This is a genomic window from Janthinobacterium glycogeni (genome assembly GCF_051380725.1).
Lineage (GTDB): Bacteria > Pseudomonadota > Gammaproteobacteria > Burkholderiales > Burkholderiaceae_D > Janthinobacterium.
Map to the genome: position 1 here is coordinate 24,939 of NZ_JBNYXP010000019.1, position 17,616 is coordinate 42,554.

Annotated in this window: 15 protein-coding genes; 11 read left to right on the forward strand and 4 right to left on the reverse strand. The window is 64.2% G+C overall.

The genetic code is table 11. The features are described from left to right. Positions 1-12: 12 nt before the first annotated feature. The 10 genes from ACQ4W4_RS26365 (at position 13) to ACQ4W4_RS26410 (ending at position 12,956) form a co-directional block, all read left to right on the forward strand. A complete protein-coding gene (locus ACQ4W4_RS26365; RefSeq protein ID WP_436544475.1) occupies positions 13-1,023 on the forward strand; it encodes a substrate-binding domain-containing protein in 1,011 nt (336 codons plus the stop codon). A 294-nt stretch (positions 1,024-1,317) separates the two neighbouring features. Further along, positions 1,318-2,955, forward strand: coding sequence for an alpha-amylase family glycosyl hydrolase (locus tag ACQ4W4_RS26370; RefSeq protein ID WP_436544476.1), 1,638 nt, complete (start codon positions 1,318-1,320; stop codon positions 2,953-2,955). A gap of 88 nt (positions 2,956-3,043) precedes the next feature. Then, positions 3,044-4,129 carry an ABC transporter ATP-binding protein gene (locus ACQ4W4_RS26375; protein WP_436544477.1) on the forward strand — a complete coding sequence of 362 codons (1,086 nt, stop codon included), beginning with the start codon at positions 3,044-3,046 and terminating at the stop codon, positions 4,127-4,129. A gap of 110 nt (positions 4,130-4,239) precedes the next feature. Further along, positions 4,240-5,460, forward strand: a complete 1,221-nt coding sequence (gene malE, locus ACQ4W4_RS26380) for a maltose/maltodextrin ABC transporter substrate-binding protein MalE (RefSeq protein WP_436544478.1) — start codon at positions 4,240-4,242, stop codon at positions 5,458-5,460. Between the two features lie 127 nt (positions 5,461-5,587). Further along, a complete protein-coding gene (gene malF, locus ACQ4W4_RS26385; RefSeq protein WP_436544479.1) occupies positions 5,588-7,099 on the forward strand; it encodes a maltose ABC transporter permease MalF in 1,512 nt (503 codons plus the stop codon). A gap of 10 nt (positions 7,100-7,109) precedes the next feature. After that, positions 7,110-8,000: a maltose ABC transporter permease MalG gene (gene malG / locus ACQ4W4_RS26390; RefSeq protein WP_070218276.1), complete on the forward strand. Its 891-nt coding sequence runs from the start codon at positions 7,110-7,112 to the stop codon at positions 7,998-8,000. 1 nt (position 8,001) lies between these two features. After that, on the forward strand, positions 8,002-9,630 hold the full coding sequence (locus ACQ4W4_RS26395; RefSeq protein WP_436544480.1) for an alpha-amylase family glycosyl hydrolase: 1,629 nt from the start codon (positions 8,002-8,004) through the stop codon (positions 9,628-9,630). Then, positions 9,627-10,538, forward strand: a complete 912-nt coding sequence (locus tag ACQ4W4_RS26400; protein WP_436544481.1) for a carbohydrate kinase family protein — start codon at positions 9,627-9,629, stop codon at positions 10,536-10,538. Before ACQ4W4_RS26395 ends, ACQ4W4_RS26400 begins: the two co-directional genes overlap by 4 nt. Positions 10,539-10,632: 94 nt before the next feature. After that, positions 10,633-11,919, forward strand: coding sequence for an O-acetylhomoserine aminocarboxypropyltransferase/cysteine synthase family protein (locus tag ACQ4W4_RS26405; RefSeq protein ID WP_326459117.1), 1,287 nt, complete (start codon positions 10,633-10,635; stop codon positions 11,917-11,919). Between the two features lie 44 nt (positions 11,920-11,963). Further along, the gene (locus ACQ4W4_RS26410) at positions 11,964-12,956 is read left to right on the forward strand and encodes an AraC family transcriptional regulator (RefSeq protein ID WP_436544482.1); all 993 of its coding nucleotides are present in this window, start codon (positions 11,964-11,966) and stop codon (positions 12,954-12,956) included. Positions 12,957-12,986: 30 nt separating this feature from the next. Here the strand turns inward: ACQ4W4_RS26410 and ACQ4W4_RS26415 are convergent, their stop codons facing one another. Further along, a complete protein-coding gene (locus ACQ4W4_RS26415; protein ID WP_436544483.1) occupies positions 12,987-13,790 on the reverse strand; it encodes an SDR family NAD(P)-dependent oxidoreductase in 804 nt (267 codons plus the stop codon). Positions 13,791-13,955: 165 nt separating this feature from the next. Here ACQ4W4_RS26415 and ACQ4W4_RS26420 point away from each other — a divergent pair, with 165 nt between their 5' ends. Continuing rightward, positions 13,956-14,534: a TetR/AcrR family transcriptional regulator gene (locus ACQ4W4_RS26420; RefSeq protein WP_436544484.1), complete on the forward strand. Its 579-nt coding sequence runs from the start codon at positions 13,956-13,958 to the stop codon at positions 14,532-14,534. Here ACQ4W4_RS26420 and ACQ4W4_RS26425 read toward each other — a convergent pair. The 3 genes from ACQ4W4_RS26425 to ACQ4W4_RS26435 are packed head-to-tail and all read right to left on the reverse strand — an operon-like array spanning position 14,491 to position 17,500. Further along, the gene (locus tag ACQ4W4_RS26425; RefSeq protein ID WP_436544485.1) at positions 14,491-15,534 is read right to left on the reverse strand and encodes an AAA family ATPase; all 1,044 of its coding nucleotides are present in this window, start codon (positions 15,532-15,534) and stop codon (positions 14,491-14,493) included. The genes ACQ4W4_RS26420 and ACQ4W4_RS26425 overlap by 44 nt on opposite strands. Continuing rightward, on the reverse strand, positions 15,531-16,910 hold the full coding sequence (locus ACQ4W4_RS26430; RefSeq protein WP_436544486.1) for a capsule biosynthesis protein CapK: 1,380 nt from the start codon (positions 16,908-16,910) through the stop codon (positions 15,531-15,533). Before ACQ4W4_RS26430 ends, ACQ4W4_RS26425 begins: the two co-directional genes overlap by 4 nt. Continuing rightward, a complete protein-coding gene (locus ACQ4W4_RS26435) occupies positions 16,907-17,500 on the reverse strand; it encodes a hypothetical protein (protein ID WP_436544487.1) in 594 nt (197 codons plus the stop codon). The genes ACQ4W4_RS26430 and ACQ4W4_RS26435 overlap by 4 nt, the downstream gene beginning before the upstream one ends. Positions 17,501-17,616 lie beyond the last annotated feature (116 nt).

A 17,616-nucleotide genomic window follows, 5' to 3' on the forward strand; every position in this document is an offset into this window, starting at 1 on the left:
TACGCAGCATCCATGAACCTCAAAAATCTCGCCAAAACGCTAGGAATATCCGAAACCACCGTCAGCCGCGCCTTGAATGGCTATCCGGAAGTGAGCGAACGCACGCGCGAGCGGGTGCTGGCCGCCGCGCAGGCGGCCGGCTACCGCCCCAATCCCATGGCGCGCAGCCTGGCCGTGGGGCGCACCAACATCGTCGGCATCATCTACCCGCTGATGCCGAACGACCTGGCCGACCCCATGTTCATCGACATCGTGGGCGGTATGTCGGAAGCGCTGGAAGCGCAGCAGATGGACATGATGATCGCGCCCGCCTCGGCCACCAATGAATTCCACACCTATGAACGCATGGTCAAGGGCCGCCGCATCGATGGCCTGATCGTCGGGCGCACGAAACCGTTCGACGAGCGCATCGCCTACCTGGCGCAGCAGGGCATGCCGTTTGTCGCGCATGGCCGCACGCAGCTGAACCAGCCGCACGCGTGGTTCGACTACGACAACGAGGCCGGCATGCGCCTGGCCGTCGAACGCCTGGCGCAGCTGGGCCACCAGCGCATCGGCCTGATCAGCGCTACGCCGGACCTGAACTTCGTGCGCCAGCGCGTCGAGAGTTTCCAGCACGCCATGCAGGCGGGCGGCCTGGCCGTCGACCCCGACAACCTGGTCGACAACGCGCACGACCGCCGCGCCGGCTACCAGGCCATGCAGCGCCTGCTGGCCCGCTCGCCCCGCCCTACCGCCGTCATCGTCGACAACCACATGTCGGGCGTGGGCGCCGTGCGCGCCCTGCTCGACGCGGGCATCGCCATCGGCCGCGACATGTCGCTGATCGTCTGGGGCGTGATGGAAGACTCCCTGGCCGGCCACAACGTCACCACCGTCGTCCAGCCCGACCCGCGCGGCGCCGGCGCGAAGATGATCCACATGCTGCTGGCCCTGATGGACGGCACGCCCGTCACCGACCTGCAGGAACTGTGGCCGTGCGAACTGCTGCCGGGCGAGTCGGCCGGGCCGGTAATTATGTAGCTAAATATTGTATTGGCCCGCAGCAGAAAGCTGGGGTCAGCGTGATCGGAATGCCTCCCATTGGGACGCATTCCCCCGGCGGGTCTGACCCCGGCCCTCCCACCTTCCCGCCCTGAATCACCCTCATAAAAAAATCGTATGTCTGGTGCGTGTATCGCTTTACTTTTCAAAGCGCTTTGAACTATACTCATTTCATACCCAAAGCGCTTTGAATTTTAAAATAAGACGTTCGCCTACCAACCAGCAGCGCCGCCCTGATAGCCAAGGCTACGGGCAACTTTTAAGAAATCATTCATGCCGACCATCCAGAACAATCTCGCCCACCTGCCCGCCGACTGGTGGCGCAGCGCCGTCATCTACCAGGTCTACCCACGCAGCTTCCTCGACAGCAATGGCGACGGCATCGGCGACTTGCCCGGCATTACCTCCAAGCTCGATTACATTGCCGCCCTGGGCGCCGACATCGTGTGGATCTCGCCCTTCTTCACGTCGCCGATGAAGGACTTCGGCTACGACGTGGCCGACTTCTGCGACGTCGATCCCATGTTCGGCACCCTGGCCGATTTCGACCGCCTGGTGGCGCGCGCCCATGAACTGGGCCTGAAAGTGATGATCGACCAGGTGCTGTCGCACTCGTCCGACGTCCACCCGTGGTTCGTGGAAAGCCGCTCCAGCCGCGACAATCCCAAGGCCGACTGGTATGTATGGGCCGACCAGAAACCGGACGGCACGGCGCCAAATAACTGGCTGTCCGTGTTCGGCGGCTCGGCCTGGCAATGGGAGCCGCGCCGCGGCCAGTACTACCTGCACGATTTCCTCGCCAGCCAGCCCGACCTGAATTTCCACAATCCGGCCGTGCAGCAGGCACAGCTGGACAACCTGCGCTTCTGGCTCGAGCGCGGCGTCGACGGTTTTCGCTTCGATTCCTGCAACTTCCCGTATCACGACCAGCTGCTGCGCGACAATCCGCCCGCCGCGCAGCGCGATGCGAGCAGCGTCTCCGCCATCAACCCGTACGGCATGCAGGCGCACGTGTACGACAAGACGCAGCCGGAAAACATCGCCTACCTGCAGCGCGTGCGCGCCGTGCTCGATGAATACCAGGCCATTTCCATCGGCGAAGTGGGCGACGACAATGCGCTGGCCACGATGGCGGCCTACACGGGCGCCGACAAGTTGCACATGGCTTACAGTTTCAATCTGCTGACGGCGGAGTTTTCCGCCGCGCATATCCGCAAGCAGGTGGAAGAATTCGAGGCGCAAGTGGCCGATGGCTGGGCTTCCTGGTCCGTGGGCAACCACGACAGCGTGCGCGTCATGACGCGCTGGGGCGGCGAGAACCCGTCGCCGTCGCTGGCCAAGGTGGTGCTGGCCGTGCAGGCGGCCTTGAAAGGCACGCCGTGCCTGTACCAGGGCGACGAGCTGGCCCTGACGGAAGCGGACATTCCTTTCGAAGCGCTGCAAGACCCGTACGGCATCCCGTTCTGGCCCCAGTTCAAGGGCCGCGACGGCTGCCGCACGCCGATGCCATGGGTGGCTGACGCGCCGCATGGCGGCTTCAGTTCGGCAAAACCCTGGTTGCCCGTGCCGCCCGAGCATCTGGCGCGCGCGGTTGACGTGGAAGAGCGCGATAGCGCCTCGCCCTTGACCTTTGCACAAAATATCCTCGCCTGGCGCCGTACCCTGCCGCAATTGCTGCGCGGCGATATTGTGTTCTTCGATGCGCCTGAACCCGTGCTGGCCCTGCGCCGCGACCTGCCGGGCCAACCGTCCGTGCTGGCCGCCTTCAACCTGGGCACGCAAGCGGTCACCTTCGCCTGGCCCCATGCGGCACCGGCGACCGGCCTGGACGGTCACGGCTTGCCAGGCAGCAAAGATGGCCAGCAGATCAGCCTGCCCCCGCATGGCGGCTGGTTCGGCACCCTGGCGTAAATCGCAGGCTTTGGCGGCCATGCCGCCAATTACAATAACGAGCCCCGCGCATCAGCGGGGCCGACTTGACAGATTGAGGACGACAGACATGGCTGGACTGAAGTTAACAGGCCTGAAGAAGGCATATGGCGACGTGCAAACCCTGCACGGCATCGACCTGGAGATCGCCGACGGCGAATTCATGGTCTTCGTGGGCCCGTCGGGTTGCGGCAAATCCACCTTGCTGCGCAGCATCTGCGGCCTGGAAGAAATCAGCGGCGGCGACTTGTTCATCGGCAAAACGCGCATGAATGACGTGCCGCCCGCCAAACGTGGCATCGCCATGGTATTCCAGAGCTATGCCCTGTATCCGCACATGAGTGTGGCGCAGAACATGGCTTTCGGCCTGAAACTGGCCGGCATGAGCAAAATACAGATCGCCGACGCCGTGCAGCGCGCCGCGCAAATCCTGCGCATCGAACCCTTGCTGGAACGCAAACCGAAAGACTTGTCGGGCGGCCAGCGTCAGCGCGTGGCCATCGGCCGCGCCATCGTGCGCAAACCCGACGTCTTCCTGTTCGACGAACCGCTGTCCAACCTCGACGCCTCGCTGCGCGTGCAGATGCGCATCGAACTGGCGAATCTGCACCGTGAATTGCGCTCGACCATGATCTACGTCACGCATGACCAGGTCGAAGCGATGACCCTGGCCGACCGCATCGTCGTGCTCAACGCGGGCCGCATCGAGCAGGTGGGCGCGCCTTTGGCCCTGTACCACCATCCCGCCAACCTGTTCGTCGCCGGCTTCCTCGGTTCGCCCCGCATGAACTTCCTCAAAGGCAAGATCCACAGCTACATCGACGGCGTGGCCACCATCGCCACCAACGCGGGCGGCATGCTGCAGGCGGCGTTGACGCAGCCGCTGGCCAGCGGTATGCCCGTTACCGTCGGCGCGCGCCCCGAACACGTGCAGGCATGCGCGCCCGGCGCCGCTGCCGCCATCACGGCCACCGTGCAAGCGGTGGAAAAACTGGGCGACATCAGCTATCTGTATGTGCAGGTGCCGGGCGGCGACGAGCCGCTGGTGGTGCGCGCCGATGCGGATACGGACTGGTTGATTGGCCAGTCCGTGGCGCTGCAGGTGGCGCCCGCCCGCGTCCACGTGTTCGACGAGCACGGCCAGACCCGCACCTGATCTATCCGCTTTAGGGGCCAGGCGCTACAGGCGCCGCCTGGCCTGGTTGCATCGTTTCAGCCTTGATACTCAACATAAACTTAGCATAAAAAAAGATACTGGAGATTGACATGTCCTTCACGCACCCGAAACGCAGCTTCATCAAAACCACCCTGATCGCCGCCGCCCTGGCCGGCATCGGCAACCTGGCCGCCGTCAGCATGGCGAACGCGGCCGAAGCAGGCACCCTGTTGATCTGGATCAATGGCGACAAAGGCTACAAGGGCCTGGCCAAGGTCGGCGAGGAATTCACCAAGAAGACGGGCGTCAAGGTCGTCGTCGAGCACCCGGAAGATGCGCCGAACAAATTCCAGCAAGCGGCCGCCGCCGGCAAGGGCCCGGACATCTGGATCTGGCCGCATGACCGCATCGGCGGCTGGATCGACGCCGGCTTGCTGCAGCCAGTGACGCCAAGCAAGGAAGCGCGCGCCGCCATCCTGCCGCTGGCGTGGAACGCCTTCACCGTGGGCGGCAAGACCTGGGGCTACCCGATCTCGATCGAAGCCGTCGCCCTCGTCTACAACAAGGACCTTGTGCCGACCCCGCCAAAGACCTTCGAGGAAATCGCCGCGCTGGACAAAAAACTCTCCGCGCAAGGCAAGAAAGCCATCCTGTGGGATTACACGAATACCTATTTCACGTGGCCGCTGCTGGGCGCGGGCGGCGGCTTCCCGTTTGAAGTCAAGGCCGACGGCCGCTACGATGCGGCCAAGACGGGTGTCAACAATGCCGGTTCGCAGGCGGGCGTGAATGCGCTGATGACCCTGATCAACAGCGGCGCCATGCCGAAGGGCGCGGGCTACGCGGAAATGGAAGCGGGCTTCAACCAGGGCAAGATCGCCATGATGATCAACGGCCCATGGTCGTGGGACAATGCGCGCAAATCGAAGATCAATTACGGCGTGGCAACGATCCCTACCGTGGCAGGCAAGACGGCCACCCCATTCGTGGGCGTGCTGGGCGCGATGATTTCAAAAGCCAGCCCGAACAAGGACCTGGCGACGGAATTCCTGGAAAACCAGATGCTGCAGCTCAATGGCCTGAAAACCATCAACGCCGACGTCCCGCTGGGCACGCCGGCGAACAAGGTGCTGTTCGCGGAATTGAAAACCAATCCGAACATCCAGGCGACGATGGAAAGCGCGCAAGCGGGCCGCCCGATGCCGAACAATCCGGAAATGGGCCGTTTCTGGTCGTCGATGCAATCGGCGCTGGAAAACATCACCCAAGGCCGCCAGACGACCAAGGATGGCCTGGATGCGGCGGCGAAGCGGATTACGACCGCCAATTAACCATATTTTGATTGAGCGTAGGTCGGATTAGCGTGTAGCGCGTAATCCGACATGTGCCGCAAACAATGTTGTCGGATTACGGCCCTTTGGGCCTAATCCGACCTACGTATCATTACAGGTATCCATCGTGCGCAAGTTTATCGGCCCTACGGTATTGACCATCAGCATGGCGCTGGGTCTGTATCTGCTCTTCATGTTGTACATTTCCGGCCAGACCATGCTGGCCGCCGTTTTCCTCGGCTTGCTGACCCTGACGACGTTTGTCTTCACGTCGCCGCGCGCCTATGCCTACCGTTATCTGTTCCCCGGCATCACGGCGGTGATCGTCTTCGTGCTGCTGCCAATGGTGTACACGGTGTCGATCGGCTTTACCAATTTCAGTTCGCGCAACCTGCTCACCTACGAGCGGGCCACGCAATACCTGCTCGACGAGACGCAGCGCGTGGAAAGCGCCGGCTATGCGATGACCGTGCATGCCGACAACAAGGAATACCGCTTGCGCCTGGAAAGCCCGGACACGGGCGAAGTGCTGCTGACGCCGCCGCTGGCCCTGAAGCGCGCCGTGCCCCTGAACGTGGACGTGGCGCCGGCCGACCCCGTGCAGGCGCCCGTGCTGGCCCCTGCCCTGCCCATCAAGGACATCATCGCCCTGCAAAAGGATCTGAAGTTGCTCACCTTGATCTTGCCGAACAAGATCGAGCTGCGCATGGTGGGCTTGCGCGAATTCGGCCCCGTCGCGCATGTCTACAAGCAACTCCCCGACAAAACACTCAAGAAAGTCGCCACGGGCGAACTGGTGACGCCGAACTTCAAGACGGGCTTTTATGAAATGCCGGACGGCACGAAACTGGAACCGGGCTTCAAGGTCAACGTCGGCTTCGCCAACTTTGTCAAGATTTTCTCGGATGAAGCGTTCCGCGGCCCCTTCCTGCGTATATTCGTCTGGACCATCATCTTCGCGCTGATCAGCGTGGCCACCACGACGGGCCTGGGCATGGTGCTGGCCGTGCTCTTGAACTGGGATGCGCTGCGCTTCCGCGGCCTGTACCGCACCCTGCTGTTCCTGCCGTACGCCGTGCCCGGTTTCATTTCCATCCTGGTCTTCAAGGGCTTGTTCAACAATAACTTCGGCGAAATCAACCTCGTGCTCGACGCCCTGTTCGGCATCAAGCCCGCCTGGTTCTCGGACACCACCCTGGCCAAGGCCATGATCCTGATCGTCAACACCTGGCTGGGCTACCCCTACATGATGGTGGTGTGCATGGGCTTGATCAAGGCGATCCCGTCGGACCTGTACGAAGCCTCGGCCCTGGCCGGCGCGGGACCGCTGACGAATTTCTTCAAGATAACGTTACCGTTGATCATCAAGCCGCTGACACCGCTGATGGTGGCCAGCCTGGGTTTCAACTTCAATAATTTCGTGCTGATCAGCTTGCTGACGGGCGGGCGTCCCGATTTCCTCGATACAACGTTACCGGCCGGCACGACGGACTTGCTCGTGTCCTACACCTACCGCATCGCGTTCGAGGATTCCGGCCAGAACTTTGGCCTGGCCGCCGCCATCTCGACCCTGATCTTCTTCCTCGTGGCCGCGATTTCGCTGGTCAACATGCGCCTGACGCGCATGAACAAAGCATAAAGGACAGCATATGGCTATCGTTGTCGACCGTTCCAACCGCTGGCGCATCCTGGCGGCCCATGTCGCCGTGATCGCGCTGATCGCGCTGGTGATGTTTCCCTTCCTGATGATTCTCTCGATTTCATTACGGCCCGGCAACTTCGCCTCGGGCAGTTTGATACCGCCCGAGATCAGCTTCGAGCACTGGCGACTGGCGCTGGGCATGTCTTATCAGGCGCCCAACGGCGCCCTCGTCGAGCCGGACTTCCCCGTGCTGCTGTGGCTGTGGAATTCCATCAAGGTGGCCAGCATGAGCGCCACCGTGACCGTGCTACTGTCGACCACCTGCGCGTATGCGTTCGCGCGCATGCAGTTCCGCTTCAAGTCGCAGACCCTGTCCGCGCTGATGCTGCTGCAGATGTTCCCCGCCGTGCTGGCCCTGGTGGCCATCTACGCCATCTTCGACGTACTGGGCAGCTACGTGCCGTGGCTGGGCATCGACCACCACGGCAGCCTGGTGCTGGCCTACACGGGCGGCATCGCCCTGCATATCTGGACCATCAAGGGCTATTATCAAACCATCCCCGTCGAGATCGAGGAAGCGGCCAAGGTCGACGGCGCCACGCAGTGGCAGGCGTTCGTCTACGTGCTGCTGCCGATGACGGTGCCCATCCTGATGGTCGTATTCCTGCTGTCCTTCATCGGCGCCATCATCGAATACCCGATCGCGTCCGTGCTGCTGCATGAACAGAACAACCTGACCCTGGCCGTCGGCTCGAAACTGTTCCTGTACGAGCAAAAATACCTGTGGGGCGACTTCGCCGCGGCGGCCATTTTGTCCGGCTTGCCCATCACGGCCGTGTTCCTGCTGGCACAAAAATGGATGATCTCCGGCCTGACGGCCGGCGGCGTGAAGGGCTGACATGAAGACCGCGCTGACCACCCTCGCCGCTTTGCTCGTCAGCCTGCCGGCGCAGGCGGCCAGCTTTGCGGAAAATCCCATCGTCTACTTTGCCGTGACGGACCGCTTCGCCAACGGCAACCCCGGCAACGACCACAGTTATGGCCGCGCCGCCGATCCGCAAGGCGGCGACGTGGGCAGCTTTCACGGCGGCGACATCGCCGGCATCACGCAGCAGCTCAAGGCCGGCTATTTCAAGGAACTGGGCGTCAACGCCCTGTGGATCACGGCGCCGTACGAGCAGATCCACGGCTGGGTGGTGGGCGGCAAGCAGCAATTCCAGCACTACGCCTACCACGGCTACTGGGCGCTCGACTACACCACCATGGACGCCAACATGGGCACGCGCGAAGAATTGCGCGCGATGATCGATCTCGCCCACGCACAAGGCATCCGCGTGCTGTTCGACGTGGTGCTGAACCACCCCGGCTATGCGGACTTGCGCACCCTGGCCGAATATAAGGTGCCCGTGCTGTGGCCGGGCCACGAAAAGGCCGTGCTGCGCGACTATCACAGCTTCATCGACTACAACAACTTCGAATTCAAGCAGTGGTGGGGCCCGGACTGGGTGCGCGCGGGGCTGCCCGGCTATGCCGATGGCGGCCAGGACGACTACACCATGCAGCTGGCCTACCTGCCCGACTTCCGCACGGAAAGCGGCAAGGCCGTGGGCTTGCCGCCCATCCTGCAACGTAAAAGCGACACGCGCGCCGTGGTCCTGCCCAATGCGACTGTCCGCACTTACCTTGTCAACTGGCTGGCCGACTGGGTGCGCGAATTCGGCGTCGACGGTTTCAGGGCCGACACCGTCAAGCACGTGGAGCCGGCCAGCTGGCTGGCCCTGCGCGCGGCGGCCAGCGATGCATTACAAGACTGGAAAACGCGCCATCCCGAACAGAAGATCGACGACGCACCGTTCTGGATGACGGGCGAAGCGTGGGGCCACGGGCCTGAGCGCAGCAGCTGGTTTGATGCCGGCTTCGATTCGATGATCAATTTCGACTTTCAACACCGCGCGGGCGGCGACTGGAAAAGTATCGACGGCGTGTACCGCCAGTACGCGGGCTTGCTGAATAAGAGTCCCCGCTACGACATCCTGTCATATATCTCCTCGCACGACACCAGCCTGTTCCCGCGCGATCAATTGAAGCACGGCTTGAGCGCCCTGCTGCTGGCGCCGGGCGGCGTGCAGCTGTTCTATGGCGATGAAAGCGCGCGCCAGCCTGGCGCGGCGCCCATCGGCGATGAACAGCAGGCCACGCGGTCAAGCATGAACTGGAGCTCGATGGATGCCGCCACCCTGGCGCACGCGCGCAAGCTGGGCCAGTTCCGCCTGCGCCACCCTGCCCTGGCGCGCGGCGAGCATCGCCTGATCGATGAAAAACCGTATGCGTTCGCGCGCGTCACCGATGGCGATGCCGTCATCGCCGTGCCCGAGGCGCAGGGCGCCGTCTCGTTGAAAGTCCACGGTGTCTTTGCCGATGGCGCCCTGCTGCGCGACGCCTACACCAATCAAACCTGTATCGTCAAAGATGGCACCGTCGCGGTGAACGCGTCCGGCACCATCCTGTTAGAAAAGGCAGCACCATGAGTACCTATGACATCCTGGTGGTCGGCGGCGCCGGCATCGACACCATCGTGCGCGTCCCCGACCTGCAATTGCCCGTGGCCGATTCGCTGCACGTGCCGCCCATCCGCGACTACGTGGCGCACACGGGCAATGGCGTGGCGCTCGGTTGCCACGCGCTGGGCTTGCGCTGCAAGTTCATCGATTTCATCGGCGACGATGCGCAAGGCGCGGCCATCCTGCAGCGCTATAAAGAGACCAAACTCGATTTTTCACACATCGTCGAACCGTCGGGCACGCGGCGCAGCGTCAACCTGGTCGACCCGCAGGGGCGCCGGCTGTCACTGTACGACGGCCGCCATCCGGAAGACCTGCGCATGCCCGCCGCCTTCTATTTGCCCTACCTGGGGCCGGCGCGCCACGCGCACTTTTCCATCATGGGCTGGGTGGCCGAACTGTTTGACGATGCGCAAGCATGCGGCACGACGGTGTCGACCGATCTGCACGACTGGGATGGCGTCAACCCGCATCACAAGGTCTTCGCCCTGCGCGCCGACCTGGTCTTCCTCAGCACGGCCGCGCTGGGCGAGCGTCGGGATGACGTCATGCGCGCGATTATTTCGCAAGGCCGCGCACAGGCCGTGATCGCCATGGCCGGCGCGCACGGCGCCTACCTGCTGGAACGGGGCAGCGCGTCCGTGCGCCACACGCCGACGGCAGGCTTGAACTTGCCCGTGGTCGACACGAATGGCGCCGGCGACTCCTTCGTCGCCGCCTTCCTGCACGCCTGGCTGGGCGGCGCGGGCCTGGACGAAGCCATGCGCCGCGGCGCCATCGCCGGTGCATTCGCCTGCGCCAGCCCCGGCACGCATGAACGCTTCATCAATCGGGAAGAACTGCACGGCTTATATCAGGCATGCACTAGCTTATAACTTAATATTCTATCAAGCGTAGCAACGAGCTAACGGGCGCATGGCACAATGGCTGCGGATTTGACCACCGCAGCCCATTCGAACCGGAGACCACATGAGAATAGAAACCCTGGCCGTGCACGCCGGCTACACCCCCGACCCGACCACCAAGGCCGCCGCCGTCCCCATCTACCAGACGGTGGCCTACGCCTTCGACAATGCCCAGCATGGCGCCGACCTGTTCGACCTCAAGGTGGCCGGGAATATCTACACGCGCATCATGAATCCCACGCAGGACGTGCTGGAAAAGCGCGTCGCGGCGCTGGAAGGCGGCGTGGCCGCGCTGGCCGTCGCGTCGGGCATGGCGGCCATCACCTACGCGATCCAGACGATCGCCGAAGCGGGCGACAATTTCATCTCCGCCAGCCAGCTGTACGGCGGCACCTACAACCTGTTCGCCCACACCCTGCCGCAGATCGGCATCGAAGTGCGCTTCGCCGACGCGCGCCAGCCCGAGACCTTCGCCGCCCTGATCGACGCGCGCACCAAGGCCATCTTCTGCGAATCGATCGGCAACCCGCTGGGCAATGTGACGGACGTGGCGAAACTGGCCGAGATCGCGCATGCGCACGGCATCCCGCTGATCGTCGATAACACGGTACCGAGCCCTTACCTGTTCCGCCCCATTGAGCATGGCGCCGACATCGTCGTACACTCGCTGACCAAATACCTGGGCGGCCACGGCACCACCGTGGGCGGCGCCATCGTCGACAGCGGCAAATTTCCGTGGGCCGAACACAAGGAGCGCTTCAAGCGCCTGAACGAGCCGGACGTGTCCTACCACGGCGTCGTCTACACGGAAGCATTCGGCCCCGCCGCCTTCATCGGCCGCGCGCGCGTCGTCCCGCTGCGCAACATGGGCGCGGCCATTTCGCCGCTCTCCGCCTTCCAGCTGATCCAGGGTATCGAGACCCTGGCTCTGCGCATGGACCGCATCTGCGACAATACGCTGGCCCTGGCCAGACACCTGAAGCAGCATCCGAAAGTCGCGTGGGTCAATTACGCGGGACTGGAAGACCACCCGGACCATGCGCTGGTGAAAAAATACATGCACGGCCGCGCCTCGGGCATCTTGTCCTTCGGCCTGAAACTGGCCGCCGGCGAGGATCCGCGCGCGGCCGGCGCCCGCGTACTCGACGCCCTGCAACTGTTCACGCGCCTGGTCAACATCGGCGACGCCAAGTCGCTGGCCACCCACCCGGCGTCCACCACGCACCGCCAGCTCAATCCCGAGGAACTGGCCAAGGCAGGCGTGTCCGAAGACATGCTGCGCCTGTCCGTCGGCATCGAGCATATCGATGACTTGCGCGAAGACCTGGAGCAGGCATTGAACGCGGCGTAAGACCCTGTTCCATCCAGCGGGGACTTCGTGGCATAATCGGCAACATGAAATCCCCGCTTCCATCGCCGGAACAGACTGCGTCCGGCCTGTTCCGCGCCGAATACGCGCGGCGCATGAATGCCGTGCTCGATCATATCGACCGCCACCTCGACACGCCGCTGGACCTGGCCCAGCTGGCCGACGTCGCGCATTTTTCCCGTTTCCACTTTCACCGCGTCTTCGCCGCCTGGATGGGCGAAACGCTGGGCGACTATGCGCGCCGCCGGCGCCTGGAATCGGCCGCCTTGCGGCTGGCCTGCCGCCCCGACGAAACGATACTGGACATCGCCCTGGCGACGGGCTTCGGTTCCGGCGAAGCGTTTGCGCGCGCCTTCAAGCTGAAATTCGGCTGCACGCCGACAGCCTGGCGCGCCGGCATTGCCGCGAAAAACGCCGCCATGCTGGCGGCCATGCGCCTGCGCCGGCAAGACAGCAATCCGGATCAGGCCATGCGCAATCCCGGTCAGGAAGACGGGCCGAACTTCCAGCACCATGGGTACTCCAATCCACTTGATAGAGAGAGTCCCATGCAAGTCACCATCCTCGACCTGCCGCCCGCCACCGTGGCATGCCAGCGCCACATCGGCCCCTACGGTCCCGCCATCAGCGCCTTCTGGCGCGACACCGTCGCGCCGTGGATGCAGTCACACGGCCTGGGCGACGCCATTTGCTACGGCATCGGCCTTGACGATCCGAGCATCACGCCGCCGGAAAAATGCCGCTACGACGCCTGCGTCGCCGTGCCCGACGGCTTCCAGTCAGGCGGCCGCGCCAGCATCACCACCCTGCCAGGCGGGCGCTATGCGGTGGCGCAGTTCAAGGGGCCGTCCAGCGCCATCCCCGACGCGTGGACGCGCATGGCGCGCGAATGGCTGCCGGCCAGCGGCCTGCAATGGGACGAGCGTCCCTGCTTCGAGCGATTTGCCGCCGCCACGGCGATGGACCCGGCCACCGGCGAATTCTCTTGCGAGATCTGCATCCCCGTGCGGCCGCTGTAAGTCGGCGCGCCCCGTCCGTCAGACTGGCTGTCAGCCTTTGAGTCCATAGCGCGATGCCGGCTTGCCGCGCATCGCGCCCGCGAACAGGGCCAGGCGGGCCGCGTCAAAACGCTCCCACAGTTCCTGGTCTTCCACGGAAGGCAGGGTCACCAGCTCGCGCTGGTCCAGCCCTGCCAGCGCCGCATCGACGCAGTCTTCCGCCCGCATGATGGTGGCCTGGTCCAGCTGCGCCAGCGGCAAGCCGCTCAATTCCCAGATTTCCGTTGCCGTCGATGCGGGCAGCACCAGCTGCACCGTGATGCCCGTGCCGGCCAGTTCCTGCTGCAAACCCCGCGTGAAATTCATCACATAGCCTTTGGTGGCGCTGTAGATGGTGCTGACGGGCAGGATATGGAAGGACAGCACGGAGCCGATGTTGATGATGGTGCCGCTGTTGCGCTGCTTGAACTGCGGCAGCACGGCGTAGGTCAGTTGCGTCAGCGCCGCCACGTTGACCTGATCCATCGCGGCGATGCCCTCGCGGGGCGCGTCCACCACGGCGCCCAGGGTCGAGACACCCGCATTATTGACCAGCATGGTGATGGCGGCATTCGACGACAACTCGTCGGCCACGCGCCGCAAATCATCGGCGTCGGACAGGTCGGCCGCCATGGCGCGCACGGCCACGCCATATTTTTCCGCCAGCGACCTGGCCAGCACGCCCAGGCGCTCGACCCTGCGCGCCACCAGGATCAGATCGAAGCCGCGCGCGGCCAGGCGGTCCGCATATACGGCGCCCAGGCCGGAGGAAGCGCCGGTGACGAGGGCCGTGCCTTGGGGAGTAGCTGCATTCATGATCATTCCTTCTTCAATATAGGGGTGGGTAAGAGCCATCAAACATGATACCTATCATGATTCAATGCATTAAATATGACGATCATCATATTTAATGCATTGAATCATGACGAACATCATGTATGATGTCAACCATTATTTTTGCACCGCGATCTGGAGCCTGCCATGCGTTATCCCGCCGAAGAAACCGCCGAAAAGCACCAGCGCATCCTGACGCAAGCAGCGCGGCTATTCCGTGAAAAAGGCTACGACGGCGTCAGCGTGGGACAGATCATGCAGGCGACGGGGCTGACGCATGGTCCCTTCTACAACCACTTCGCCTCGAAGGAAGCGCTGATGGCCGAAAGCACCCTGCATGGCTCGGAGCACTCGCGCGCTGCTCTCGATGCGGCAACCATCAGCCCGGAAGCGATGCGCCAGTACGTGCGCGATTATGTGAGCGCGGCCCACCGCGATGCGCCGGGCAATGGCTGCCTGCTGGCGGCGCTGGCCGGCGACGCGCGCAAGCAGCCGGCCGTGCGCCCCGCCTTTACCGTCCACCTGAAATCCATCATCGGCAAGCTGGCCGCGCATTTCCCGTGGCGGAAAAAACGCGACCATCGGCAGGAAGCCATCGTCATGCTGTCGGCCATGGTGGGCGCCGTGGCGCTGGCGCGCGCCGTCGACGATGCGGCGTTGTCGGACGAGATACTGGCGGCGGTCAGCGCAGCATTCGCGCCGCCAGCACCTGCGCCACCTGCCTGATCCTCTCGTCCACAGAACCTGACACATCGACAAAGGCGATCCCGCGCCGCGCCAGCTCGGCCTGATACCACGCATGCTGGCGCGCGCGGAAATCCTCGTCGCGGCGCGTGCCATCCTGAATGAAGGGAAAATCGGGTGCGCACAGCAGCACCAGGTCATAGCGGTGCCCGGCCAGCTGCGCCAATTCCTGCTCGGCCTTGCCGAACATCTCGACGCAGTAAAAATACGTGGTCATGGGCGAGGTATCGCAAAACAGCCAGCGCCGCGCAGCCAGGAGCGCCTGCGCTTCGCGGCGCAGCTGTTCCCGGCCGATCTTCAGCAAATCATCATAGGCCAGCACGCCATCCTGGCTTTCCCACAATTCTCGGCCATATTCGGCCACCCATTCCGTCTCGAAATGCCGCGCCAGCGCCTGCGTCAAGGTCGTCTTGCCGCTCGATTCGCCACCAAGCACGCACACGCGCATGACGAAATCGGCGCGCACAATGGGCGACAGGAAGGCGCTGTGCGCCTGCGGGTCTTGCCGCACCCTGGTACCCGACACGGGCACCAGGGTTCTCGCCTGGTCCACGCTCACGTGCGCCACCGGCCCGTGCGCATAATGGCGTTCCAGCACCTGCGCAAAGCCGGGGCCATAGTCTTCGCTGGTGAACACGGCATCGACGGGCAAGTCCAGCACCGTCCAGCACAGCCAGCCCATGAAGTGGCGATGGACGTCGCCATCGGCGTCGTTGTGCGGCAACGCGCGCGCAGGCACGCCGCGCGCCGCGCACAGGGCGGCCAGGCGCGCATCGTCCAGCACAACGATGTGCGCCTGCGGGAATTGCGCGCGCAGCCACCCTTCCCTGCGCGCCGGTTCCAGGCCGGGAAATTCCGGTTTCGTATAGCTGACCACCAGCAGTTCTTCGCTCGCCTCCTGGGCGCGATGAATCAACAGTTCGTGGCCCTGGTGCAGCGGGCAGAATTTACCGACCACGAGGCCGCGCTTATAAAGGTTCATGCTGCCGCTTCCTGCAAATCCGAGGTGTATTGAATGATCTTGTCTTCCGCCAGCAAAGTCTCGACCGTGATGGCACCGAAAAAAGGCGCGAGCAAGGCGCGCGCCCGGTCCGCCTGCGGCATGGCGCCCGGCGCCAGGCGCAGCGCGATGCCGCCATCGGCATGCTGGTGCACGCCAAACAGGGCGATGGCCAGCGGTTTCAAGGCGTGCGTGATGTCGATATTATTGATCCACTCGCCGTTGACCGTCCTGTAGCGCAAAGGGCTGCGCCCGGCCAGACCCACCAGCACGGGGCCGTCGGGGCCATGCGCCAGCGCGGCGTAGTCGCCCGTGCGGTAGCGCACGAGGGGCAGGCAAAAGTTAAAACCGCCCGTCACCGTGATTTCGCCCCGCACCCCATCGGCCACGGGCTGGCCGCAGCGATCGAGGATTTCCACGTACAGCCGGTGCTGCAGCAGCACGTGGCCGCCCGCCTGCTCGTCGTAGACGGCCACCGGCCCCACTTCATTGAGCGAATAGATGTCGAGCACGGGGCAAGCAAAAGCCGCTTCCAGCCGCGCGCGCATGCCGGGCAACAGCATCATCGAGACGGACAGCAGCGCGGCCGGCTTGTGCGTCATGGGCAAGGTCAGCAGCTCGGCAAACGAGATGGGGTCGCCCGCGATCAGTTCAGGCGCCATGGCGTCCAGGTAGCGCGCGCGGTCTTCGGGTTGATGCCAGTCGTCCGGGTGCAGGTTGATCTTCGCCAGGCCCGATTCGTTCATCGTCGGCGTGACGGAGACATAGGTGAAGCAGCGGCGCTGGTGCCCCAGCAGCATGACGCCCACCTGGCCCGCGCCATGGCGCAGGGTCACGCCGAAGCGGTGCAGCGCGCGCTTGTGGAAGGCCAGGTAGCGCCCCGCCACCAGCGGGTGCGAGGCGATCAGCAGCGGATGGCCCGTGGTCCCCGTCGTCTGGAAATTGATCATGCGCGCCAGATCCGCATCGTCGGGCACGAAGGCGGCGATGTCGTGCGCCAGCTCGGCGCGGCCGATGGGCGCCACGTCCGCCAGGCGCGCGGGGGGCGAGCCGCAGGCGCGGTAATACGGCACCGTGGCGTAGACCGCTAGCAGAAAATCCGCCAGCCAGGGCGGCGGCGCATCGGTGCTCCAGCCGATCGCGGCATCCATGACATCCCGTTCATAGGCGCGCAGCGCTTCGACCTCCGCAGCCAGCAGCTTGTTGCCGCTGCGGTTGCGGTACCGTGGCGCGCAAGGATGGCCGCGCAGTTTGTCCAGCATGCGCGCGCCCGCCGGCGTCAGGGTGGGGCAATAGTCGCGGTCCGATTCCCAGGCGCCGCCCGGCAGATTGACATCCGCTTTGTCAGCGAGCGTCATTCGCGCGACCACTTGTCGGCCGACTCCTCGGCCGCCTTCTTCGCCAGCGCCTCGCGGATTTCGCGCGAGCGCTGCTCGGCCAGCCGGCTCGCTTCGAGCAGGCGGCGGCGCTCCGTGCCGCTGATGGCGGACAATCGGTCCGTGGCTTGCGCCACGCTTTCGTCGCGGGGCCTGAAACCCAGGCGCGCCAGCACGATGCGCGCCAGTTCCTCGCGCCGTTCCGGGTCCTGCGTGAACTGGTGGGCCGGGGTACTGGCGGCCAGTTCGCGCGCCGCCTCGCCCAGCACCTGCAGCAGATCATGCTGCGGCAAGCGCTGTGCGAGGAACCAGTCATCGGCCAGCAGCCAGCACAGGATCATGGCCAGCGCCAGCCGGTTGCGGTCCGCCTTCACCTGCGCGCCGATAAAACCCTGTAGGGACGCGGCCGGCGCGCGCGCGCCATGCAGCAGCACAATGTCATTGACCAGCGCGGCCACCGCCACGGCCTGCGCATTGGCGACGCCGGCGATGCGGGGCTCGGCGAGGAATTCGACAGGCGTGTCGGCCAGGCGGTGGGTTAAACTTTCGAGGTGGGGACCAGAGAGATTCATGGGCCTTTTCTTAATACAGTGATGTGCAAATTTAGCCCCAAAAGCAAAGGCTGGGGTCAGTTCCTTGAATCGGAATACGATCCATTGGATCGTATTCCCCCGGCGGGTCTGACCCC

Coding starts and splice junctions, on each gene's coding strand:
- ACQ4W4_RS26365 (WP_436544475.1), top strand. CDS start 13: ATGAACCTCAAAAATCTCGCCAAAACGCTAGGAATATCCGAAACCACC.
- ACQ4W4_RS26370 (WP_436544476.1), top strand. CDS start 1,318: ATGCCGACCATCCAGAACAATCTCGCCCACCTGCCCGCCGACTGGTGG.
- ACQ4W4_RS26375 (WP_436544477.1), top strand. CDS start 3,044: ATGGCTGGACTGAAGTTAACAGGCCTGAAGAAGGCATATGGCGACGTG.
- malE (WP_436544478.1), top strand. CDS start 4,240: ATGTCCTTCACGCACCCGAAACGCAGCTTCATCAAAACCACCCTGATC.
- malG (WP_070218276.1), top strand. CDS start 7,110: ATGGCTATCGTTGTCGACCGTTCCAACCGCTGGCGCATCCTGGCGGCC.
- ACQ4W4_RS26395 (WP_436544480.1), top strand. CDS start 8,002: ATGAAGACCGCGCTGACCACCCTCGCCGCTTTGCTCGTCAGCCTGCCG.
- ACQ4W4_RS26400 (WP_436544481.1), top strand. CDS start 9,627: ATGAGTACCTATGACATCCTGGTGGTCGGCGGCGCCGGCATCGACACC.
- ACQ4W4_RS26405 (WP_326459117.1), top strand. CDS start 10,633: ATGAGAATAGAAACCCTGGCCGTGCACGCCGGCTACACCCCCGACCCG.
- ACQ4W4_RS26410 (WP_436544482.1), top strand. CDS start 11,964: ATGAAATCCCCGCTTCCATCGCCGGAACAGACTGCGTCCGGCCTGTTC.
- ACQ4W4_RS26415 (WP_436544483.1), bottom strand. CDS start 13,790: ATGAATGCAGCTACTCCCCAAGGCACGGCCCTCGTCACCGGCGCTTCC.
- ACQ4W4_RS26420 (WP_436544484.1), top strand. CDS start 13,956: ATGCGTTATCCCGCCGAAGAAACCGCCGAAAAGCACCAGCGCATCCTG.
- ACQ4W4_RS26425 (WP_436544485.1), bottom strand. CDS start 15,534: ATGAACCTTTATAAGCGCGGCCTCGTGGTCGGTAAATTCTGCCCGCTG.
- ACQ4W4_RS26430 (WP_436544486.1), bottom strand. CDS start 16,910: ATGACGCTCGCTGACAAAGCGGATGTCAATCTGCCGGGCGGCGCCTGG.
- ACQ4W4_RS26435 (WP_436544487.1), bottom strand. CDS start 17,500: ATGAATCTCTCTGGTCCCCACCTCGAAAGTTTAACCCACCGCCTGGCC.